Origin of the sequence: Fictibacillus enclensis (assembly GCF_030123385.1) — a bacterium.
In the GTDB taxonomy this organism is placed as follows: domain Bacteria; phylum Bacillota; class Bacilli; order Bacillales; family Fictibacillaceae; genus Fictibacillus_C; species Fictibacillus_C enclensis.
On the sequence record NZ_CP126109.1, the window covers coordinates 2,459,066 to 2,481,128 of the forward strand.

Sequence of the window (22,063 nt, forward strand, 5' to 3'; positions counted from 1 at the left end):
AAACGGGTGGATCCATGCATAACAGGTTTACGATCGGACAGATGTCCAAACTTCATTCGATTCCCATTAAAACGCTGCGCTATTACGATGAAATTGGATTGTTTAAACCCGCACATATCGACAGTGAAACAGGATACAGGTATTACTCCATCGACCAATTTGAGCTTTTAGACATAATTATTTATTTGAAAACGGTGGGAGTTCCGTTAAAACAGATCAAGGAGCAGCTCGAAAGGCGGATTCTGGATTCCTTTCTTGAAGTGCTGCAGCAGCAAAAAGAAGATGCTGCAGCCAAAATCAAAGAACTGGAACTCATTACGAAACGATTGGACTACCGCATTGCTGAAATTGAGAGAACCAAAACCAATCAGCCTCTGGGGCAGGCTGAATTGAAATACTGTAAGGAAAGACCCATTGTTCAGATCAGGGAACAGGTCGGCTCCCTGCATGATCTGGAATATTCATTGAGACGGATCAAAAAAATACTGGGATTGGCCGAGATCATCGTCATCGGAAAAGTTGGGCTGACCCTGCCCATTTCCAGCATAAAGGAACAACGGTATTCGGATTATAATTCCGTCTTTCTTTTTCTTGAATCGCCAGCTGAAAACCTATTGCAGCAAAAAGAAGTTTCTTTTTTGCCAGAGGGACGCTATGCCTGTATTTCCTACAGGGGCAACCACAATGATGCTCCCATGTTTTATGAAAAACTAACAGCCTTTATGTCCTGTCACCATCTAAAGCCTGCAGGAGATGCCATTGAACGGGTGATCGTTGATGAATACATTTCAGGCAATCCAGATGACTTTTTTGCTGAAATTCAAATTCCCCTCCTAAATTAAATTGACTCTCCAGTAGCTGGAGGGTTTATGGTTGTGAATATCCATTTTTAATTGAAGGGAAGGAAAAAATGAATCAAACACAGCCCGTTATACAGCAGGAGCCGGCTTCTAAGAGAATATGGCTTGCTGTGATTTTAGGATCGATGACCGCCATCGGTCCTTTGTCGATCGATATGTATTTGCCTGCTCTACCCAGTTTGACCCATGACCTCCATACAAGTTCATCCTCCGCCCAGCTGAGTCTTACCGCCTGCTTGCTTGGCATTGCGGTCGGCCAGCTCTTTGTCGGCCCGATCAGTGACCGGCGGGGAAGAAAGAAACCGTTATTGATCGCGCTTGCTTTTTATGCGCTGTCTTCGTTGCTGTGCGTGTTTTCACCGAACATCGCCCTGCTTATTTTCTTGCGATTTGTACAGGGAGCTTCAGGGGCAGGAGGGATTGTCATCTCCAGAGCCATGGTGAGAGACCTTTATTCAGGTCCGGAAATGACAAAGTTTGTCTCCTTGCTGATGCTGATCAATGGTGTGGCACCTATTCTTGCTCCGGTGGCAGGTGGACAGCTGCTCCAATTCACCTCATGGAGAGGCGTTTTTGTTGTTCTCTGTTTACTGAGTCTGCTTATGCTCTTTGGGGCGGTGTTTGGTCTTCGGGAGACCCTGCAAGAGAAGAACCAGAGTTCAGGAGGAATCAGGCATACACTGAATACGTATAAAAAACTGCTTGGCGACAGGAGGTTTATGGGGTACGCAGCATCACAAGGGTTTGTGATGGCAGCCATGTTTGCGTATATCTCAGGTTCCCCGTTTGTCATCCAGAATGTGTTCGGAGCTTCGCCGCAAACGTTCAGTCTTTTTTTTGCCATCAATGGACTCGGCATTATTATCGCCAGCCAGATTGCGGGAAAGCTGGCTGGAAAGGTCAGTGAAACAGCGATGCTTCGGAGCGGGCTGCTTCTTGCCCTAACCGGAGGGCTGCTGCTCCTTATTGTCAGCTCTGTTACAGAAAGCCTGTTTGGCATCCTCTGTTCTCTGTTTTTATCTGTTTCGAGTGTGGGTATTGTAAGCACAGCCAGCTTTTCGCTCGCCATGCAAAATCAGCAGCGTGCCGCGGGTAGTGCGTCCGCATTGCTTGGTTTATTGCCGTTTATTTTAGGCGGAGCTGCCGCGCCCCTTGTAGGGCTGTCGCCAGCGCATCCTGAATTATCCATGGCGGCTGTTATTGCGGTCTGCGAACTGCTGGCAATTGTTCTATATTTGGCGTTAACAAAAGGTATATCCAAAAAAGCATAAGAATTTCAAAAAGCTATTCCTTCATCAGGAGTGGCTTTTTTTCTCGTACAGATTCACGGTTCCGTGCTGTTTAATAAATAAAACATGATCTCCCTGTTCCACTGAATGAAAATCCGGGTAAGATACCGGAAGATTTTCCCCTGAAGAGAGGCGGAGCATATAACGGGGCTGGGTTTGAACGTTCATTCCCCGGTCAACCGCAATTTCAGTATAGACCTTTTGCAGGACGCGGCCTTCCACTTTTGAAAGGGAGAGCTCCTGATCTATATAACCTGACCATGCGGCGTAGAGAAAAAAGAGAGCTGAGGCCCAGGTGAGGAGAGTTTTTGTTGGGCTCATGATTTCACCTCCGGTATTAGTATGTCCTATACCCGAATTCCAATTAAAGTGCACAAACAATAAAGGACTTTATGAGTAATTTTTTGAATAATCGGTTAATTGATTGAATTTTAAAAGGAAAAGAGTATACTGTAATTAATCTTACATACCGACCGGTTAGTAAGTGAAAAGGAGATGAAGCACATGGATTTTTCGTATTCTGATCGTGTCAACAGCCTGCGTAAACGAATTACAGATTTTATGGAGCAGCATGTGTATCCGAATGAACAACTTTATGAGGAACAACTTAATCAGCAGGAAAGCCGGTGGAGCGATGTTCCTCCCATTATGGAAGAGCTGAAAGAGAAAGCAAAAAAAGAAGGTCTCTGGAATCTTTTTCTCCCTGAAAGTGAATATGGCGCAGGGTTGAACAATCAGGAGTATGCTCCGCTTTGTGAAATTATGGGTCGTTCGTTAATTGGGCCCGAAGTGTTCAACTGCAATGCACCCGATACTGGAAACATGGAGGTGCTCGAGCGCTATGGAACCGAGCAACAAAAAGAACAATGGCTCAAACCGCTGTTGGATGGAAAAATCCGTTCCTGTTTTTCGATGACCGAGCCTGATGTAGCATCATCGGACGCAACCAATATTGAGGCGCGCATTGAAAAAGACGGTAATGAGTATGTGATCAATGGCCGCAAATGGTGGTCCTCGGGAGCAGGGGATCCACGCTGTAAAATAGCCATCGTGATGGGAAAGACAAATCCATCCGCGAACCGTCATGAACAGCAATCGATGATTTTGGTGCCGCTTGATACCCCTGGGGTAAAAATCGAGCGTCTGCTGCCGGTTTTTGGCTATGATCATGCGCCTCACGGACACGCTGAAATTACTTTTGAGAACGTCAGAGTTCCGTCAGAAAACATACTTTTGGGAGAAGGAAAGGGATTTGCGATTGCCCAGGGAAGACTGGGCCCGGGGAGAATCCACCACTGCATGCGTCTTATTGGTGCGGCAGAACGTGCGCTTGAGGATTTATGTAAGCGTGTTCAAAACCGCAAAGCTTTTGGCAAGCCGATAGCAGGTCAGGGAGTGGTTCGTGAATGGATCGCAAATTCACGGATTGAAATCGAACAAGCGCGGCTTTTAACCCTAAAAGCGGCATATATGATGGACACGGTGGGCAATAAAGCGGCGAAAGCGGAAATTGCGATGATTAAAGTCGTTGCTCCATCCATGGCTCTTCGTGTCATCGACCGTGCGATCCAGGCTTTTGGGGGCGCTGGAGTTTCCAATGATGTGACGCTTGCCGCACAATGGGCCAACGCCCGGACCCTTCGTCTTGCCGATGGACCGGACGAGGTCCATCGAGCACAGCTGGCAAAACTTGAACTAAGGAAATATGAAGAACAATTGGTCTTTTAGGAGGTGAAACCATGAATGTCATGAAGCTTTTTGACCTGACAGGCAAAACCGCCATTGTCACAGGCGGCGGGAGAGGCCTGGGTCAGCAGATTGCCGAAGCCCTGGCCGAAGCAGGAGCAAACGTGGTGCTGTGTTCAAGAAAAGTGGAAGCATGCCAGGAAATCGCCGGGCAGCTGGCCGGCCTGGGTGTACGTACGCTTGCATTGCCGTGTGACATCACCAATCCGGATGATGTAAAAAACGTGGTGAGCGAAACCATCAGCACCTTCGGAACCATTGATATTTTAGTAAACAACAGCGGAGCCACCTGGGGAGCTCCTGTTGCGGAAATGCCATACGAAGCCTGGAAAAAAGTCATCGATGTGAATGTCACAGGGACCTTCCTTATGAGCCAGGAGGCTGGTAAAAAGATGATTGAACAAAAATCCGGCAAAGTTATCAATATTTCTTCCGTTGCGGGCCTCGGCGGCACCGATCCCCGCTTCATGGATACCATTGGCTACAACACAAGCAAGGGAGCAGTTATAACCTTTACAAAAGACCTGGCTGTGAAATGGGGACAGCACAATATCAATGTGAATGCTATCGCTCCGGGCTTTTTTCCAACCAAAATGTCAAAGGTACTGATGGAACACGGTAAGGATGCCATATTGGGAGGAACACCGCTTAATCGGTTTGGTAATGCAGATGACCTGAAAGGGGCAGCTCTGTTTCTTGCTTCCGGCGCTTCCAATTACATTACAGGGGATGTATTGATTATAGACGGCGGAGCTCATGCCATGTAGGTTAACGTAATGAATTCCATTTTATCTTCTGGAGGGTGAATAATGAGTGAGGTAAATACCTGGAAAAGCCATTATCCCAAAACCATTCAGCCAGAGATTCAGATTCCCGAGTATACCATTCCACAGCTTCTTGAACATACAGCAGAAAAGTATCCCAACAATATTGCCTTGTCCTTTTTTGGTCATAAATCTACCTATAAAGAGCTGCAGAATCTTGTGCACCGTTTCGCTTCAGCCCTGCAAAAGGAAGGATTGAAGGAGGGGGACAGGGTGGCCGTCATGCTGCCAAACTGCCCGCAATATACCATTGCCTATTACGGAATCCTTGCCGCAGGCGGCATTGTCACACAGGTGAATCCGATGCTTGTTGAACGGGAATTGCTGCATATTATCGAAGACAGCGGTGCGGAGATGATGATTGTCTATGAACCGCTTGTTGACCAGGTCAACAAGGTTGAACAGTTGTTTTCGCTAAAAACGGTAATTTCTGTAAGTTTTGATCATCAGCCAAAGCTGCAAGATGTTCCCTCTTTCTATCAATTTTTGCAAAAAGGGAATCTCCCATTTCAAAGGATTCCCGTTTCTCCAGATGAAACAGCGGTTTTACAGTATACAGGCGGGACGACAGGAAGGTCCAAGGGGGCCATGCTGACCCATCGCAACCTCGTCGCCAATGTACTGCAATCGTATGAGTTTTTTAAACTTACTATGGAAATCGGCAAGGAAAAGTATTTAACGGTCATTCCTCTTTTTCATGTGTTTGGAATGACTTCCTGTATGAACATGGCCGTATACACAGCATCCGAGAGCATCCTGCTTCCAAGGTTTGATCTGGAGGAAGTGCTGGAAACAATCAAAAATGAGCAGCCTACTGTCTTTCCAGGTGTGCCGACCATGTACGTGGCCATCACCAATCATCCCCTGGCCGAAAACTATTCGATTGACTCTATTAAAGTATGCAACAGCGGAAGTGCCCCCATGCCGGTGGAATTGCTTCAGGAGTTTGAGAGAAAAACAGGTTCCGCTATTTTGGAAGGCTACGGGTTGTCGGAAGCGTCACCAACAACGCATTGCAATCCTCTCTTTGCCGACAGGAAAGCTGGGAGTGTGGGAATCGGGCTGCCTTCAACAGACTATCGGGTGGTAGATCTGGGTTCGGGAACCAAGGAGGTAGAAACCGGTGAACTCGGTGAGCTGATTATCAAAGGCCCGCAAGTTATGAAAGGGTATTGGAACATGCCGGAAGAAACCGAGCATGCCCTGCGGGATGGGTGGCTGTATACAGGGGATATCGCCAAAATCGACGAAGATGGCTACGTTTATATTATGGACCGTAAAAAGGACTTGATTATTGCGAGCGGTTACAATGTGTATCCCCGAGAGGTTGAAGAAGTCCTTTATGAACATCCTGCGGTCAGGGAGGCTGTGGTGATTGGCGTTCCCGATCCATACCGTGGCGAAGAAGTGAAGGCGATTCTTGTACTGAAAGATGGAAGAGGCGCGACAGAAGAAGAGATCTTCCATTATTGCAAACAAAACCTGTCCGCCTATAAAGTGCCTCATCTCATCGAGTTCAGAAGTGAGCTTCCCAAAACGAATGTGGGCAAAATCTTACGAAGATCTCTTCGGGATGAAGCAAGAATTCAAGCAAATCAATAAGAACAGGAGATGAAAAATAAGAGAATAAAGCAAGATGCCTAATTTTTTCTGTAAACAAAAAAGATTGTGAGGATACGAACATGAAAGAAAAAATTACTGAATGCAGCATCTCTTTATTTGAGAAAAATGGATTCAGTGAAACGTCCATCCAGGATATCGTGGATGCGCTTGGCGTAACAAAAGGAACGTTTTACTATTATTTTTCCAGCAAAGAGGAACTGCTGATGAACATTCACAATGGGTATATTGATGAACTGTTGTTTCAGCAGGGAAAAATTCTGGAAGATTCTTCAATGACGAGTAAACAAAAGCTGTTTGAAATGGTGTATACCTTGATCGGCAGTATCAGACAGGCAGGCGCGAGCGCCAAGGTGTTTTTTCGGGAAATCAAAAACCTGAACGAAGAACGGCTTTCCCAAATTGTGCCTAAGCGGGACCGCTTCCGCTTTAATCTTGAAAGGCTTATAGAGGAAGGGATCATACGCGGGGAATTTCGCGGAGATCTGAATCCGTCCATCGTCACATTCGGAGTACTTGGTGCGGCCAATTGGAGCTACCAGTGGTATAACCCGGACGGGGAGCTGTCTGAAAAAGAAGTGGCTGGAATTTTTGTTGAAATGATGCTCAACGGCATTGCCAATCAATAATACATGATTACAAGGAGGGCTAAAAAATGAGAGTGGAAGATTTGCAGCAAATTACCGTGTTGGGAGCCGGCCAGATGGGGCACCAGATTGCCATGCTCTGTGCGCTTGGAGGATTTGAAACCGTGATTCAGGACATCAATGAATCGGCCCTTAAATCAGCGGAATGCAAACTGCATGACATTATGGACCGCTGGGTATCCAAGGGACGATTGTCAGCAGAAGAGAAGGAGAGTGCGTTCAAAAGGCTGCGATTTACAAGCAATTTTGAAGATGCCGTCAGAAATACCGATTTTGTTATCGAAGCGGTAGTGGAAAAATTGGAGGTCAAACGGGATGTGTTTGCCCGGCTGGATGAATTGGCTCCGCCTCATGCCGTCTTTGCCTCCAACAGCTCGACGATCGTCAACAGTCTGGTTGCGTCGGAAACCGGCCGTCCGGATAAAGTTGTAAACATGCACTTTTTCTTTCCACCGCTTGTGATGGATTGCGTGGAAGTAGTAATGAGCGAGAAAACGTCAGAAGAAACTGCCCAGCTTGCCATGGATATTTGCAAAAAGATCAACCGCACAGCGGTATTGCTCAAAAAAGAGATATCCGGTTTCATCGCCAACCGGATTTTGGGTGCTTTACAAAAAGAGGCTCTGAATTTGTATGAACAGGGAATCGCGGATTTTAAGGACATTGACATCATTTGCCGAAAGGCGCTTAACCATCCGATCGGGCCGTTTGAATTAATGGACCTGTCGGGGATTGACGTTGGATATTACGTATCCGAGCAGCGTTATAAGGAAACAGGTAACCCGGAAGACAAGCCGGCTGCCTGCATCGAGGAAAAGGTGAAGCAAGGGCATTTGGGCAGAAAAACAGGACAAGGCTGGTACACATACAAAAAAGAAGGAGTGAAATCATAATGGGAAAATTCCTTGATGTCGTGAAAGAAAATGCGGTGGCGGTTATCACCATTCAAAATCCGCCTCTGAATGTTTTGAGTAAAGCAGTTTTTCAGGAACTGGATGATGTGTTCATGGAATTGGAACAAGATCCAGAAACGGTAGCTGTAATAGTAACTGGAGCCGGAGAGAAGGCCTTTGTTGCAGGAGCAGATATTAAAGAATTTCCACAGATGATGGGTAATCCGGACATGAAGAGCTATGTTATGGATGTTCATATGATTCTAAACCGGATTGATTTCTTTCCTAAGCCAACGATTGCGGTATTGAACGGCCTGACGTTTGGCGGCGGGTGTGAACTGGCACTTGCCTGTGATATGAGAATTGCTGAAGAACATGCACAGATCGGTCTGCCTGAAGTGACGCTCGGATTGTTTCCTGGAGGAGGGGGAACACAGCGGCTTCCGCGTCTCGTAGGCGTAGCAAAAGCAAAGGAAATGATGTTTACCGGTGAACCTGTTACGTCGGAGACGGCTCTCGGAATCGGACTTGTCAATCATGTTGTTCCATCCGGCGAGGGGCTCAATGAGTCGAAAAAGCTTGCTGCCAAGATTACACGCCATTCACTGCAGGCCTTATCGAGAATCAAGCGGTCCGTGGATGAAGGCTTGGAAAAACCATTAACTGAAGGCATTGAGCTGGAAGCTTCTCTTTTTCAGGAAGTGTTTCAGACAGAAGACATCAAAGAAGGGGTGCAAGCCTTTTTTGAGAAGCGAAAACCCGCATTTATGCATCGTTAAGAAGCACAAATAAGGAGAGAACGGTATGCATACCATTGATCTGACCGTACGCTTTTGTGAAACGGACGCTTTAGGCCACGTTAATAATACCAGTTATTTTATTTACCTTGAGGAGGCCAGAGTAAAGTTCTTTGAATCTCTCGGTTTTGGGGTCAGCACGGAAGAATGGAATTTCATTCTCGCCTCCACCACGTGTGATTTTAAGGCACAAGGATATTTCAACGATAAGCTCACCGTTGATACCAGTGTTTCCTCTGTCGGCAATAAGAGCTTTGTTCTCACGCATGAAGTCCGGAGAACAGAGACGAAGGAACTGGTCGCCAAAGGGAGCGCCACCCTTGTATACTTCGATTTTAAAACCCAAACGACAGAAATCATTCCCGATGAATTGCGCGCGGCCCTGACCCGTCATGCAGCGAGGCTGACGGTTGAATCGGAATCTTAATTCATTTTCGGATTGAGGAGGGAAACACATGAGTCAGGATACCATCGAGGTCAGAAGTGGAGAAGAGCTCGATACAGGAACACTTGAGCGGTTCCTTCACCGGTCGTTACACGATCTGCCGGAGGAGCCTTTGGAAATACAGCAATTTTCCGGGGGACATTCCAATTTAACCTATCAGCTGAAAATGGGAAGCTGGGAAGCGGTTCTGCGGCGGCCGCCCCTCGGTCCTGTTGCGCCAAAAGCGCATGACATGGAACGGGAATACAGAATTTTGTCTGAGATCCATGAACTTTTTTCTCCTGCGCCGAAGCCCCTTCTTTTTTCAAAAGGAGAGGAAGTGATCGGAAAACCTTTCTTTCTTATGGAAAGAAAGCGCGGAATTGTAGTGGATTCGGCTTTTCCGGAAGATGTGAATGCCACAAAAAGCTTATGTACACATATTTCCCAAGAAATGGTGAGGCAGCTTGTCCGGCTGCACAGCATTGATTACACAAAAACAGAGCTGATAAACATCAGCAAGCCGGAGGGTTTTATGGAACGGCAGGTACACGGGTGGATCTCCCGATATGAACGTTCAAAAACAGAGGATATACCCGAAGTGGATCACCTTACACGGTGGCTCGCTTCCCACATTCCGGACAACACTGAAGCCTGTTTGATTCACTATGATTATAAACTAAACAACAGCATGTTTGACGCAAACCTGAATGAAATGACCGGTTTGTTTGACTGGGAGATGAGCACGGTTGGCGATCCGCTCGCGGATCTTGGCGTTGCTATGAGCTACTGGATGGAAGCAGATGACCCAGAGCTTTTAAAAACAGGGCTTGGAAAACCATCCGTTACGGTCATGAAAGGCTTTTATTCCAGGAATCAGTTTATTGAGGATTATGCGAGTCTAAGCGGCAGAGATGTCAGCTCGATTTCTTTTTACCTGACCTTTGCCTATTTCAAGCTGGCCGTCATCTGCCAGCAAATTTATTACCGTTATCGTAAAGGACAGACTCGTGATTCCCGCTTCTCCGGTTTTCACCATTTTGTAAAAAGCTTGATACTGCACGCATCAGATACGGCGTTTCGGAATTAGGGTTGAATTAAAAAGCGTGCGATACAAGAGGTGAAAAGATGAAGGTACATGTGCTGTTAACAAAGGAAGAAATCAATACAGAGAGGTTAAGAGAGAATGGAAAAGTGGCGGTTGTTCTTGATGTGCTTCTCGCCACAACAACCATCATTTCAGCCTTGAACGAAGGCGCAAAGGAAGTTATTCCTGCTATGGATGAAAATGAAGCGTTTTCTCTCTCTCAATCTCTCAAACACGAAAACTTCATATTAGCTGGAGAACGTGACGCCCGACCGATTGAACACTTTCACTATCCAAGCCCGAACATGCTTTCTCCGCTCGTTCTGGGCAAATCTCTGATTCTCTCTACAACCAACGGAACGATTGCGCTTAAGAAAGCGGAATCAGCGGAACGTGTTTATATTTCATCTCTTCTCAATAATAAAAGAACGGCACAGCAGCTCCTGGACTGTCACCAGGAAAGCACGATTGTGATCATTTGTTCAGGCAATGCAGGGGAGGTCAGTCTTGAAGACGTGTACGGAGCCGGACACCTTATCCACTCCTTATTGGACCTCTCGCAAAAGAGCTTAAATATGAGTGATGCCGCCAAAATGGCCTATTATTTGTTTTTGGGAAACCAGTACAAAGCCTCTGAACTGTTGTCCTCTTCCTCTGTGGGGAAACTTTTTGAAAGGCACGGACTGTTTGACGATCTGCAGCTTGCTGCCACTGCAAATTCAGTATTGGTATTGGCGGTGATGAAAAACGGGACTGCCCTGCTGGAAGAGGAGCATGCCTCTCAATCCGAGATCAGAAAAGTGAGGGATCTATGATGGAAGATACCCGTACGAGAATCAAAGGATCGCAATTTTTGTTAAAGGGGATGGAGTCGCAAGACATTTTTACCCCCGAAGACTTTTCCGGTGAGCACCGGATGATTGAGAAGACCGCCCGGCAATTTATTGAAAAAGAAGTGGAACCTTTCCGGGATCCTATTGAAAAGCAAGATTTTAAAAAAATCATCTCTCTACTGAAAAAAGCTGGGGATCTTGGCCTTCTTGCCCACAGTATACCGGAAAGCTATGGCGGTCTTGGACTGGATAAAATCAGCAAGGGCATTGTAGGGGAGGCGATCGGCCACTCCAGCGGCTATGGTGTGGCCCATTCCAATCACACGTGCATTGCGACGCTGCCGATTACTTATTTTGGCACACCGGAGCAGAAGGAAAAGTATCTTCCGAAAATGGCATCCGGTGAATACCTCGGTGCCTATTGCCTTACTGAACCGAACGCCGGTTCCGATGCACTTGCCGCCAAGACAACCGCTGTTCTTAATGAGGAAGGTTCTCATTACATCCTGAACGGAACAAAAATTTATATTACAAATGCGGCTTTTTCCGATACGTTTATCGTTTATGCGAAAGTAGATGGAGAGAGGTTCACAGCCTTTATTGTTGAGAAAAGTTTCCCCGGATTGTCACTTGGTCCGGAAGAAAACAAAATGGGAATCAAAGGCTCGTCCACCCGTTCGGTCATTCTTGAAGATTGCCGGGTTCCTGCAGAAAATCTTCTTGGTGAAGAAGGAAAAGGACATGTCATCGCCTTGAACGTATTAAATCTGGGACGATTTAATCTTGGATCGGCGTGCATGGGTGCAGCCAAACACGGTTTGAAAAAAGCGGTCCATTTTGTTCAGGAACGCAAACAGTTTAAACAGCGTATCGCCGATTTTGCGGCCAGCAAAGAAAAAATTGCCAAGCTTGCCGCCCGGCTTTATGCTGCAGAATCACTGCAATACCGAACCGCCCATCTGCTCGAAGATGCGCTTGGGAGCCTTGATGAACATGCGGATTTAAAAACAGTGGGAACCGCGATGAGCGAGTATGCCACGGAATGTGCCATCTGCAAAGTGTACGGGTCGGAAACTCTCGATGTGACGGCAGACGAAGCCTTGCAGCTGCATGGCGGAGCAGGGTTCATTCAGGAATATGGCATGGAACAGCTGTACAGGGATTCCAGGATCAACCGGATATTTGAAGGGACCAATGAGATTAACCGCCTGCTGATCCCCACCCACTTTTTTAGAAAGGCAATGAAGGGCGAGGTGGATTTAGAATCAGCTCTCCGAGAGGCTGCTAGTTATCTGGAGAAGGAGAACGATGATGAGAAAGACGATATGCAAAAAAGCGTGGAAACACTTCGGCACCTGTTTCTTCTTTCAGCCGGACTGGCCTACAAGCGTTTCGGTGAAAAGCTTATGCATGAGCAGGAAATTTTGATGATGCTGGCCGATCTCGCCATTCTCACCTATGCAGCAGAGTCAGCAATTCTTCGCACCATGAAGGAAGCAAAGCAGAACGGGGAAGAACAAGCATCTTTTAAAATCGCTCTGTCACAGACTCTGCTTGATGAAAGCATGTGGGAAGCTGAAAAGCTAACACGGAAACTGGTTCTGGAACTGGCCGAGGGAGAAAAAGCACAGCAGCTGCACTTGCTTGTTGTTCAATCGTGTAACCGCTGTCATTCTTATGGTCAGGAAATAAAACGCAACCGGATGATTGCCGAAAAACTATATGATGCCAATCGCTATATTTGCTAAAGGAGACAAACAATGAAATTTAGAGGTTCGATTGCACTTGTAACAGGGGCAGGAAGCGGTATTGGAAGAGCATCAGCGATCAAACTGGCAGAAGGCGGAGCTACGGTTCTCCTTGTTGGAAGAACGGTGTCCAAACTGGAAGCTGCCGCTTTAGAAATCAGCAAAATAAGCGGAGCCCAGAAGCCGGAAATCTTTTCTGCCGACGTAACGAAAGAAGAAGATGTGGAAAAACTGGCAGAATATGTGCAAACTCGTTTCGGTGCTCTGCACATTCTTGTGAACAATGCTGGCGGCAGCAGCCAGACGTCCATCCTGAACACACCAGTCAGTGAATGGGATTATGTGCAAAGCGCGAACTTAAAAAGTGTCTTTCTCGTTTCGCGCATTCTTGGCAAAGTGATGATCAAAGGTGTAAAAACGGAAAACGAACACAAAGCCAACCGTGCCATTGTGAATGTTGCCAGCTTATCAGGGCATCAGGCTGGCGCACATATCCCCCATTACAGTGCGGCCAAAGCAGGGGTGATCAATTTTACAAGAGCACTCGCATTGGAGCTTTCCCCCTACAGTATACGGGTGAACTCGGTATCACCAGGATTTATCGAGACACCACTGACCGAGGAAGGACTCGAAAACGAACAATTCGTCAAAGCGATTGAAAAAAATACGGCATTGCGAAGGATCGGCAAGCCCGAGGAGATTGCGAACATCATCTCTTTTCTCGCGAGCAGTGAGGCTTCCTATATGACCGGATCGGATGTTCTGGCCGACGGCGGCTGGCTTATTAAATAAAACATAGCAGGAGGAATTTGGATGGAACAAGATCATCTATTAATTGAAGCGGAAGGCCCGATTTTAACACTAACACTAAACCGTCCGGAACGCTTGAATTCATTCAGTGAGGAAATGATTACAAGTTTGACAGAAGCTCTGAGAGAGGCTCAGAATTCTGGTGAAATTAAGGTGATTATCCTGAAAGGAGCCGGCCGTTCGTTCAGTGCTGGCGGAGACGTAAAAACGATGGGACAGGCCACACCACAGGATGTTTATGAACATATTGGTAAGCTGAACCGGTGTATTTTAACTATGAAAGAAACCGAGATTCCGATCATTGCGGCTGTGCATGGCTTTGCGGCAGGAGCCGGATTTAATCTCGCCATGGCGTGCGATTTGATCGTTGCAGCCGAGAACAGCAAATTTGCGCTCAGCTTTTCACAGGTGGGTTTGATTTCGGACGGAGGAGGATCTTACTTTTTGCCAAAACTGATCGGTCCTCACCTTGCCAAGCAGTTCTTTTTCAGCGCAGAGCCGATTCCTGCCGAACGGCTTTATCAGCTCGGGGTGATCAACTATTTGTCGCCGCTTGAGCGAATAGAAGAGGAAGTGGGTCAACTGGCAGCAAAACTTGCCAACGGTCCGGTTGGAGCGTATGGAAAAATGAAAAAGCTGATTGATGCGTCTTATCAGTCTACCCTTGAGGAGATGTTGGAGCAGGAACGGCTGAACCAAACGCTGATGATCACAACAGAGGACCATCAGGAAGGCATTTCGGCCTTCAAAGAAAAAAGGCAGCCTGTATTTACCGGCAAATAGATCTAAAACGCATGCAGGATGAACCATTGACAGGAGGGTCATGATGAACACAAGCCACTATCCTTATTGGCCGAAACGAGTCAGCAAAACGCTGACTGTCCCTGAAACAACACTGTATGATAACTTGCTCGTTTCCGCACGCCGGTATCCAAAGAAAACGGCGTTATCTTTTTACGGAGCCAGCATGACCTATGAAAAGCTGCTACAGCAGGTGGATCGTATTGCCGGATATCTGCAGCAGGAAATGAACGTTCGGCAGGGTGACCGTGTCATGCTGTTTATGCAAAATTCCCCTCAGTACATCATCTCTTGTTATGCCATCATGAGGTCGGGTGCGGTTGTAGTCCCATTAAATCCGATGAACACGGTGCATGAGCTGGAGTTTTATATTAAAGACTGTAAGATCGCGGCCGGGATTGTAAGCCAGGAGCTATATCCCCAGATTCAGCCGCTCTTATCAGGCACTTCCTTGCAGCAGATTTTAATCGGAGCATATTCTGATTACCTTAGCAGCGAAAGAATCTCTCACCATGTTCCAGCTTCTGTCCTGGAAAGCCGGCATCCGGTGAACCGTAAAAACAATCATTGCTGGCAAGAAGCGCTTGATCGGGAAATCCCTCCCTCTGACTATGAGGGCCATGCGGATGATATTGTTTGTCTGCCTTACACATCTGGAACAACAGGATTGCCAAAAGGCTGTGTACATACAAACCGGACGATACAGGCCAATGTTACAGGTGCGGTGAACTGGATGAACACTATGTCGGACAGCATTCACCTTGCGACTCTTCCATTTTTTCATGTGACGGGGATGCTTCACAGTATGCATGCTCCCATTTTTGCAGGTTCCCAAATCGCTGTGCTCACCCGGTGGGACCGAAACGCGGCTGCAGAAACCATTCAATCCGAGAGCGTAAGCCACTGGGTAAGCATCAGCACAATGGTGATCGACTTTCTGTCTCATCCTGACCTTATGGATTATAATTTTTCGTCACTGTCCAGCATCGCAGGAGGAGGAGCAGCCCTTCCGAAGGCGGTGGGAGAAAAACTTTATCAGCTTCTAGGGGTTAAGTTTGTTGAAGGGTACGGCCTTTCCGAGACGATCTCTCATACGCATTTCAATCCGCCTGACCGGCCAAAGCTTCAGTGTCTCGGTATTCCTTCCTTTGATGTGGACGCCCGCATCGTGGACCCTGCTTCATTAAAAGAGCTGGGAGTTGGTGAAATCGGGGAGATCGTTGTGGCCGGTCCGCAAGTGTTTTTAGAATATTATAACCGTCCGGAAGAGACGAAGCAGGCCTTCTTTGAAAAAGACGGTAAACGCTTTTTCAGAACAGGAGATATAGGACGCTTTGATGAGGAAGGCTATTATTTTATGGTGGACCGGGTGAAACGGATGATCAACGCCTCGGGCTTTAAAGTGTGGCCGACAGAGGTGGAATCTCTCCTTTACGACCATTCTGCTGTACTGCAGGCTTGTGTAGTCGGCATTCCTGATCCGAAACGCGGAGAAACGGTAAAAGCTTTCATTATTTTAAAGGAAGAACACAAGGGGAAAATAACGGAACAGGAGATCATTGACTGGTCCAAAGAGCACATGGCTGCCTATAAATACCCGAGAACCATTGAGTTTAGAGAATCGTTTCCAACAACGGCCAGCGGCAAAATTCTTTGGAGAAAGCTGCAGGAAGAAGAAAAGTCCAAAAGGGAATCTATTTCAGCGTCTAAGTAGTTTTTGCACCAGTTCAGGCAATACAAGGGAAGACAGCTGACAAAAACCGCTGTCTTCTTACATTTCCATTGCTCCTTGTACGTTATAGGGAGAAAGATCAAGGTCCGGCTCCTGTCCAAGGGCAAGCATGGCCAGCTGCTTTCCGATGAACGGCCCCATGGTAAGTCCGGAAGCGCCAAGCCCGTTAGCAAACAACAAGCCTTCCCATCCGGGAATCGGGCCCACGACCGGCAGGAAACCGGGGGTAAATGGGCGGAAGCCGGTGCGTGCTTCTGAAAATTCCGCATCTGCCAGACCGGGAGCAGTGGCTATTCCTTTTGCAAAAACCTCATTCAATCCGCCGGCAGTAATCCTGGTGTCATAACCCTCAGGATCGTTTTCATGTGTAGCTCCGATTACAATTTTCCCATGATCAAACGCAAGGACATATTGATCACTAGGCGGCATGACAACCGGCCAGGACTTTGTTTTTTCCGAAATATTCAGGTGGGCGATTTGTGCTTTTTGGAAGGTGACCTTCATGTTCATGCCAAGTGGCTCGAGCAATGCATTGGCCCAGGCACCCGCACAAATAATCACAGTTTCTGCTTCATACGTTTTCTCCCCTGCTTGAACTCCGGTTATCTTTTTCCCCGTAAAAAGCAGAGAAGCGCTATCCCGAACATGTTGTGCCCCGTGTTTGACCGCACCGCGAATTAACGCATCCCGAAGTGCCCGGCCATCAACGCGGGCAGCTCCGCTTACATGAACCGACCCCATATCATCAGGCAGGAGAGGAAACCTCCGCTTTGTTTCTTCTGGCGTTAATTGTGTAATCTCTCCCATTTCCGGTGCATCTTCTTTTCGTTTCAATGCGCGTTCTTTCATTTTAAGCAGCTTTTCTTCGTCCTGATGCAGGCTGATGGCCCCTACTTGGGCGTAGCCGGTGTCAACTTCTCCATCTGCTTCAAGCTGGCTGATAAGATCAGGGTAAAATGCTGCTCCATTTTTCGCAAGAGCATACCATGCTTTGTTCCGGCGCTGAGAGATCCACGGACAAATGATGCCTGCAGCCGCATCGGTTGCCTGTCCTCTGTCTTTGCGGTCAATGAGCACAACCTTCACAGTTTGTTTACTTAACAGATAAGCCGCAGAGGCACCAAGAATTCCGCCGCCGATAATAATAATGTTTTGCATGAATCAGCATCCTTTGTTTAGAAAATTCCTCTTTTATTATAACCGAATCCTTTCATGGAGAAAAAAGTCCATTTTATGTATAATAAGAGATGTTGAACACTTTGACAGAATGAAAACGAAGTTGAAAGAGAGTGGAACATAATGGGACGTAAATGGAACAATATTAAAGAAAAAAAAGCGTCAAAAGACGCAAATACAAGCCGGGTCTACGCTAAGTTCGGCCGTGAGATTTACGTGGCAGCCAAGCAGGGCGAACCGGATCCTGAATCCAACCAGGCATTAAAAGTCGTGCTGGAGCGTGCAAAAACATACAGCGTGCCGAAAACCATCATTGACCGTGCGATTGAAAAAGCGAAGGGTGGTTCTGATGAGACGTATGATGAACTGCGCTATGAGGGATTCGGCCCTAACGGTTCGATGGTGATCGTCGATGCGCTGACCAATAACGTGAACCGTACCGCAGCGGAAGTTCGCGCTGCCTTTACGAAAAACGGAGGAAACATGGGAGTGTCCGGATCAGTTGCTTATATGTTTGATGCAACGGCTGTTTTTGGAGTCGAAGACAAAACGGAAGAAGAAGCAATGGAAATTCTTCTTGAAGCCGATGTCGATGCGCGTGATATTATACAAGAAGATGATGCTGTGATCGTTTATGCGGAACCGGATCAGTTCCACGCGGTTCAGGAAGCGTTCAAGCAGGCAGGCGTAACCGACTTTACAACGGCTGAACTGACGATGCTCGCACAAAACGATGTAAGCTTGCCGGAAGATTCACAGGTGCAGTTTGAAAAGCTGATCGATACACTCGAGGATTTGGAAGATGTCCGCCAGGTGTACCATAACGTTGATTTGGGCGAATAATGAAAGTAAAAGACCTTGATAGCCAAGGTCTTTTTTATGTTCTTCTTTTTCGCTCTCTTGATTTCCGGGTTCGGATCAGCCTCGAAGCCGGCTGTTTTCTGATCCATTTAATGAATTTTCCTATTTTTTCATCTTCTCTGAGTAGAGGAATGGTATTTAGCCGTGCCGCCAGCTCCTCGTTGGTGTAAAGGGAATGGATTTGCTTATGACAGGGCAAACAAAGGGAGGACGTCGGTTTAAATGTGCCCCCCATTTCCTTTGGAGTCAGATGGTGTATTGTCGTTTCTACGTTTTCTCTCCCGCATAATTCACACGTTCCCAGCGCATTTTTTGGCATGGCTACAACCTCACTTTTTTCTCTTCTTAACTATGTCACCCATTTTTGTGAAAAATAAACGCTGTTGGCTCAGACCCATGAAACTAGCAAGTTTTTCAGCTGAAAAACTTCTGCCAAATTCAGAATAAACTCTCGCAATCTGAATATAGTTTACTAGAAACGAAATGGAAGAAGGGAAATGACATGGGACTTCAGGAAGTTTGCTTCTGGCTGCTGATGATGATCGTTACCACCGTTTACAGTTATTTGTATCTCTCGCCGTTATTTACTGTCAGCTTTTTTATAACCGGCTTAATTATGGCCAGTCTTGTGTATATGGCCGTTGAGATTAAGGAGGAGGAATGGGATGAGAAACAGCAATAACCGGGTTTTTTCAACAGGTTTGAAGATTTCTCTCTTGAGCATTCTTCTTTTTTTTATTGCCGGGTTTATCTCATCCGCTGAATTCAAGTTTGATGTTTCATCTTCTATTGTGAAGAAATGGTTCAATAACTTTACCGCTGAAGCGATGGTGTATGCGATTGGTTCAGAGAATCCGTACTATACGCAGGTGCTGCCTAAAGAAAGCAAGCCGCCGGCTCTATCTTCTGTGATGCTGCAGCTCATGACGAGCCTGCGGCCGGGAGATCCCCGCAGCCTTCTCGGTTCGGAGCTGCCGGGCTTTGCTATTTTTGATTCTGAAATTTATATTGCCGGTAAAGGAACAAATTATTCAACGCTGCCAATCGAGCCTACGCTTCCTTTGCAGGAGGTATTGCAGCCGAATGAACCGAACGAAAAGAACGCGGAAGTGCAGCAGCCGGAAAAGAATCTTCCGCCTCCTAAGCAAAACACGGAAGGACAAGTTGTTTATATCTACCATTCCCACAGCTATGAATCATTCAGACCGGTGTTAAAAGGAGGAAAGTTCACGAGCACGGATCCGAAGACCAACATCATTTCTGTCGGGGACCGGCTAAAACAGGATTTAGAGACGAGGGGAATCGGGGCATCGCATGATACGTCAAATGTCGGGGAAAAGCTGAACGCGAGGAAATGGGGAACAGGCAAGGCCTATGCTCTCTCGCGAGAAACCGTCCAGCAGGCTGTATCACAAAATCGAAGACTTTCCTATTTCATTGATATTCATCGCGACTCGCAGCCAAGAAAGCTGACGACAATCTCCATCAAAAACCAGGATTATGCAAGGATTTGTTTCATCGTTGGCCGGGAGCACCCATCGTTTCAAAAGAACTTGCAGCTTGCTGAAGAGCTCAACCGCAGGATCGTCAAAAAATATCCGCATTTGAGCAGGGGGGTCATCATCAAAAACAAATATGAAGGAAACGGCATTTATAACCAGGATCTTTCCAATAATGCCATGCTTATTGAAATCGGTGGCATAGATAATAACTTCCAGGAGCTGTATCGAACCGCTGATGCCTTCGCTGATGTGTTTGGCGACTTTTACTGGCAAGCAGAGAAGGTGAACGGCGGGGAAAGAAAGAAAGAATAAAGAGCTGAATTTTCAGCTCTTTATTTGTGCAAAGGAGAGGAAGATATGGAAACGATTGAATATGAATGGGTGAAACAGACAAGAAAAATTATGCTGGACGTTTGCGGTAACCTGACAACCGAAATGCTGACTGCAAACGTGGAGGGATTTGGCTATCCATCGATCCGCAATCTACTGGTTCATACAGCAGATTGCTACTACGCCTGGCTGGGCTCCTTTCTTTTGCTGAGGACCAAAACACCGCTCACTCCAAAAGACAAATTTGATGAGATGAGCCTGAACGACATCAGGGAAAGGTTTTCACAAGTTGATCTTTACGTGAAAGAGATTTGGAGTGAGTATGACGGAAGGATGGAGGAACCTGTCAATAGAATCATCCCGTGGAGAGATACCGGGGAGTCTCTTTCCATGACGCCAAGACAGTTGTTGTTTCATACAGTGACTCATGAATTTCATCATAAAGGACAAGTCATGGCGATGATGCGGCAGCTGGGGATGGAACCGCCAAATACAGATGTTTTGGGAGTGGATTAAAACGAAATAATTTCACGTACCGTATTTTTAATATTTATAATAAATAATGAATAAAGAATATTTTCATCATACCTCTCGTCATAATTCAAATATTTCTGAAAAAGTGGTACACTAAATTTACGATATCGAAAACTGAGTTTTATATTATAGAACAATTAAACAGTCATTACATAACAAGCTCAGTTGATATTTCTTAAGTCCAACCAGCACAAAAAAGAGGAGAGATGAAAATGCCTGTAAAATTCCAGGGAGTGATCCCGCCAATTCCAACCATCCTTCATAATAAAGGGAAATTAGATGAAAAGGGTATGGGGGCACTTATCGACTTTTTAATTGAATCAAAGGTTGATGGGTTATTTTTTCTTGGATCCGGCGGAGAATTCAGCCAGATGCCAATCGCACTAAGAAAGGAAGTCGCAGACTTTGCGATCGGTTATGTCAATGGACGGGTTCCGGTATTAATCGGAACTGGGACCCCAAGTACTATGGACACCCTTGAGTTAAGTCACCATGCCAAGGATGCGGGAGCAGATGGCATCGTTGTCATTAATCCATACTATTGGACTCTTACAGAGGAGAACCTTTTCAAGCATTATGCCGACATCGCTGAAGCTATTGATTTGCCAATCTTGCTGTATAACTTTCCGGGTCTTACCGGACAGGACCTTTCGCCAGAATTTGTACTCCGGCTGGTGAAAGCGTATCCCAATATTGTCGGAATTAAAGAAACTGTAGAGTCTGTAGGACATACGAGGGAAATGATTTATACGGTTAAGTCATATACAGAAGATTTTGCGGTGTTCTCCGGTTATGACGATCATTTTCTTAATACCTTATCTCTGGGAGGAGATGGTTCGATCCCTCTTACCGCCTCATTTGTACCGGAATTCTCTGTTGGTATCTACCAGGCGTTTAAGAAAGGAGATTACAAAAAGGCAATTGAATTGCACAGAAAACTGGCACCAACCCTTTCCCTGTATAAACTGGACTCTCCGTTTGTGAATGTGGCCAAAGAGGCGATTGCTCTGCGCGGGATTGATATCTCGACGGATGTGTTGGCACCTGCACGGCCATTAAATGAGGAGAAGAAAGCACAAATAAAAAGCTTCCTGTCACAGCTGCTGGATGAATCGGCAGTTTTAGTAAAATAATCATTTGCCTCGAGCAAATGCGAAAAGCCCAATTTCTCGGATAATCCTATGAAATCGCTTACCATCTTACTTCAGGACATTCTCCAGGGCATGTCGTCTATTATCACGAAATGGATCGTGTACTATTATCTGGAGAGCTTTTTATTAAAGTAAAGACGATTTACATCCACCCATTAGGAAATTCAGTGTGGATATGAATCAGAATATAGATAGCGGAGCGATTATTGATGAAATTTTGCCTTCCCTAATCAGTTCCTTACATGGGCGAGACCTGTTTTACAACAAAGCTTTATATAAAAGATATGTGTTTAAGTACAGAGACCAGTAAATTAAAAATATGTGATATAAATTTTCTATATCTGAACGAAAAAAGCCTGATTTCTCAGCATTTAAGTTGAAAAACCAGGCTTTTTTGA

The 22,063-nt window shown here is 46.3% G+C and carries 23 protein-coding genes and 1 pseudogene; 21 read left to right on the plus strand and 3 right to left on the minus strand.

Annotation, left to right across the window (positions count from 1 at the left end; genetic code table 11):
- The first annotated feature begins 14 nt into the window (after positions 1 to 14).
- Both QNH15_RS12975 and QNH15_RS12980 read left to right on the plus strand, forming a co-directional pair.
- Positions 15 to 842, plus strand: coding sequence for a MerR family transcriptional regulator (locus tag QNH15_RS12975; protein ID WP_283895201.1), 828 nt, complete (start codon positions 15 to 17; stop codon positions 840 to 842).
- A gap of 68 nt (positions 843 to 910) precedes the next feature.
- Positions 911 to 2,131, plus strand: a complete 1,221-nt coding sequence (locus tag QNH15_RS12980) for a multidrug effflux MFS transporter (RefSeq protein WP_283895203.1) — start codon at positions 911 to 913, stop codon at positions 2,129 to 2,131.
- A 24-nt stretch (positions 2,132 to 2,155) separates the two neighbouring features.
- Here the strand turns inward: QNH15_RS12980 and QNH15_RS12985 are convergent, their stop codons facing one another.
- Positions 2,156 to 2,470, minus strand: a complete 315-nt coding sequence (locus tag QNH15_RS12985; RefSeq protein WP_283895205.1) for a hypothetical protein — start codon at positions 2,468 to 2,470, stop codon at positions 2,156 to 2,158.
- A 183-nt stretch (positions 2,471 to 2,653) separates the two neighbouring features.
- On the opposite strand from QNH15_RS12985, the gene QNH15_RS12990 reads away from it, so the two are divergent.
- The 13 genes from QNH15_RS12990 (at position 2,654) to QNH15_RS13050 (ending at position 16,093) form a co-directional block, all read left to right on the plus strand.
- Complete coding sequence (locus tag QNH15_RS12990; RefSeq protein ID WP_283895206.1) at positions 2,654 to 3,877, plus strand: acyl-CoA dehydrogenase family protein; 1,224 nt, start codon at positions 2,654 to 2,656, stop codon at positions 3,875 to 3,877.
- Between the two features lie 11 nt (positions 3,878 to 3,888).
- Positions 3,889 to 4,662: an SDR family oxidoreductase gene (locus QNH15_RS12995; RefSeq protein ID WP_283895207.1), complete on the plus strand. Its 774-nt coding sequence runs from the start codon at positions 3,889 to 3,891 to the stop codon at positions 4,660 to 4,662.
- Between the two features lie 42 nt (positions 4,663 to 4,704).
- Positions 4,705 to 6,321, plus strand: a complete 1,617-nt coding sequence (locus tag QNH15_RS13000; RefSeq protein WP_283895208.1) for a long-chain-fatty-acid--CoA ligase — start codon at positions 4,705 to 4,707, stop codon at positions 6,319 to 6,321.
- 80 nt (positions 6,322 to 6,401) lie between these two features.
- Complete coding sequence (locus QNH15_RS13005; protein ID WP_283895209.1) at positions 6,402 to 6,968, plus strand: TetR/AcrR family transcriptional regulator; 567 nt, start codon at positions 6,402 to 6,404, stop codon at positions 6,966 to 6,968.
- A 26-nt stretch (positions 6,969 to 6,994) separates the two neighbouring features.
- Positions 6,995 to 7,879 carry a 3-hydroxyacyl-CoA dehydrogenase family protein gene (locus tag QNH15_RS13010; RefSeq protein WP_283895211.1) on the plus strand — a complete coding sequence of 295 codons (885 nt, stop codon included), beginning with the start codon at positions 6,995 to 6,997 and terminating at the stop codon, positions 7,877 to 7,879.
- Positions 7,879 to 8,658, plus strand: coding sequence for an enoyl-CoA hydratase (locus QNH15_RS13015; protein ID WP_283895213.1), 780 nt, complete (start codon positions 7,879 to 7,881; stop codon positions 8,656 to 8,658). The genes QNH15_RS13010 and QNH15_RS13015 overlap by 1 nt, the downstream gene beginning before the upstream one ends.
- Before the next feature lie 25 nt (positions 8,659 to 8,683).
- Positions 8,684 to 9,103 carry an acyl-CoA thioesterase gene (locus QNH15_RS13020; RefSeq protein WP_283895215.1) on the plus strand — a complete coding sequence of 140 codons (420 nt, stop codon included), beginning with the start codon at positions 8,684 to 8,686 and terminating at the stop codon, positions 9,101 to 9,103.
- A gap of 28 nt (positions 9,104 to 9,131) precedes the next feature.
- Complete coding sequence (locus QNH15_RS13025; RefSeq protein WP_283895217.1) at positions 9,132 to 10,190, plus strand: phosphotransferase family protein; 1,059 nt, start codon at positions 9,132 to 9,134, stop codon at positions 10,188 to 10,190.
- A gap of 38 nt (positions 10,191 to 10,228) precedes the next feature.
- The gene (locus QNH15_RS13030; RefSeq protein ID WP_283895219.1) at positions 10,229 to 11,002 is read left to right on the plus strand and encodes a 2-phosphosulfolactate phosphatase; all 774 of its coding nucleotides are present in this window, start codon (positions 10,229 to 10,231) and stop codon (positions 11,000 to 11,002) included.
- Positions 11,002 to 12,768: an acyl-CoA dehydrogenase family protein gene (locus tag QNH15_RS13035; RefSeq protein WP_283895555.1), complete on the plus strand. Its 1,767-nt coding sequence runs from the start codon at positions 11,002 to 11,004 to the stop codon at positions 12,766 to 12,768. Before QNH15_RS13030 ends, QNH15_RS13035 begins: the two co-directional genes overlap by 1 nt.
- 12 nt (positions 12,769 to 12,780) lie before the next feature.
- Entirely contained in the window at positions 12,781 to 13,560 is a 780-nt protein-coding gene (locus QNH15_RS13040; protein WP_283895221.1) for an SDR family NAD(P)-dependent oxidoreductase, read from the plus strand.
- A 21-nt stretch (positions 13,561 to 13,581) separates the two neighbouring features.
- Positions 13,582 to 14,361 (plus strand): enoyl-CoA hydratase/isomerase family protein, encoded by a 780-nt coding sequence (locus tag QNH15_RS13045; RefSeq protein ID WP_129475588.1) that lies wholly within the window; start codon positions 13,582 to 13,584, stop codon positions 14,359 to 14,361.
- 43 nt (positions 14,362 to 14,404) lie between these two features.
- The gene (locus tag QNH15_RS13050; protein ID WP_283895556.1) at positions 14,405 to 16,093 is read left to right on the plus strand and encodes a long-chain fatty acid--CoA ligase; all 1,689 of its coding nucleotides are present in this window, start codon (positions 14,405 to 14,407) and stop codon (positions 16,091 to 16,093) included.
- 57 nt (positions 16,094 to 16,150) lie between these two features.
- Here QNH15_RS13050 and QNH15_RS13055 read toward each other — a convergent pair whose 3' ends face one another.
- Positions 16,151 to 17,269, minus strand: a complete 1,119-nt coding sequence (locus QNH15_RS13055) for an NAD(P)/FAD-dependent oxidoreductase (RefSeq protein WP_283895224.1) — start codon at positions 17,267 to 17,269, stop codon at positions 16,151 to 16,153.
- 141 nt (positions 17,270 to 17,410) lie between these two features.
- Here QNH15_RS13055 and QNH15_RS13060 point away from each other — a divergent pair, with 141 nt between their 5' ends.
- Positions 17,411 to 18,130, plus strand: coding sequence for a YebC/PmpR family DNA-binding transcriptional regulator (locus QNH15_RS13060; RefSeq protein ID WP_283895226.1), 720 nt, complete (start codon positions 17,411 to 17,413; stop codon positions 18,128 to 18,130).
- Between the two features lie 34 nt (positions 18,131 to 18,164).
- On the opposite strand, the gene QNH15_RS13065 is transcribed toward QNH15_RS13060, so the two are convergent.
- Positions 18,165 to 18,467, minus strand: a complete 303-nt coding sequence (locus QNH15_RS13065; protein ID WP_283895228.1) for an HNH endonuclease — start codon at positions 18,465 to 18,467, stop codon at positions 18,165 to 18,167.
- Positions 18,468 to 18,650: 183 nt separating this feature from the next.
- On the opposite strand from QNH15_RS13065, the gene QNH15_RS13070 reads away from it, so the two are divergent.
- The 5 genes and pseudogenes from QNH15_RS13070 to QNH15_RS13090 form a co-directional block, all read left to right on the plus strand.
- On the plus strand, positions 18,651 to 18,830 hold the full coding sequence (locus tag QNH15_RS13070; protein WP_283895230.1) for a hypothetical protein: 180 nt from the start codon (positions 18,651 to 18,653) through the stop codon (positions 18,828 to 18,830).
- Complete coding sequence (gene spoIIP / locus QNH15_RS13075; protein ID WP_283895232.1) at positions 18,814 to 19,962, plus strand: stage II sporulation protein P; 1,149 nt, start codon at positions 18,814 to 18,816, stop codon at positions 19,960 to 19,962. Before QNH15_RS13070 ends, spoIIP begins: the two co-directional genes overlap by 17 nt.
- A gap of 45 nt (positions 19,963 to 20,007) precedes the next feature.
- Entirely contained in the window at positions 20,008 to 20,496 is a 489-nt protein-coding gene (locus QNH15_RS13080; RefSeq protein WP_283895234.1) for a DinB family protein, read from the plus strand.
- A gap of 230 nt (positions 20,497 to 20,726) precedes the next feature.
- A complete protein-coding gene (locus QNH15_RS13085) occupies positions 20,727 to 21,647 on the plus strand; it encodes a dihydrodipicolinate synthase family protein (RefSeq protein ID WP_283895236.1) in 921 nt (306 codons plus the stop codon).
- A gap of 53 nt (positions 21,648 to 21,700) precedes the next feature.
- A pseudogene (locus QNH15_RS13090) lies at positions 21,701 to 21,975 on the plus strand (MBL fold metallo-hydrolase); the annotation flags it as partial.
- Positions 21,976 to 22,063: the final 88 nt, after the last annotated feature.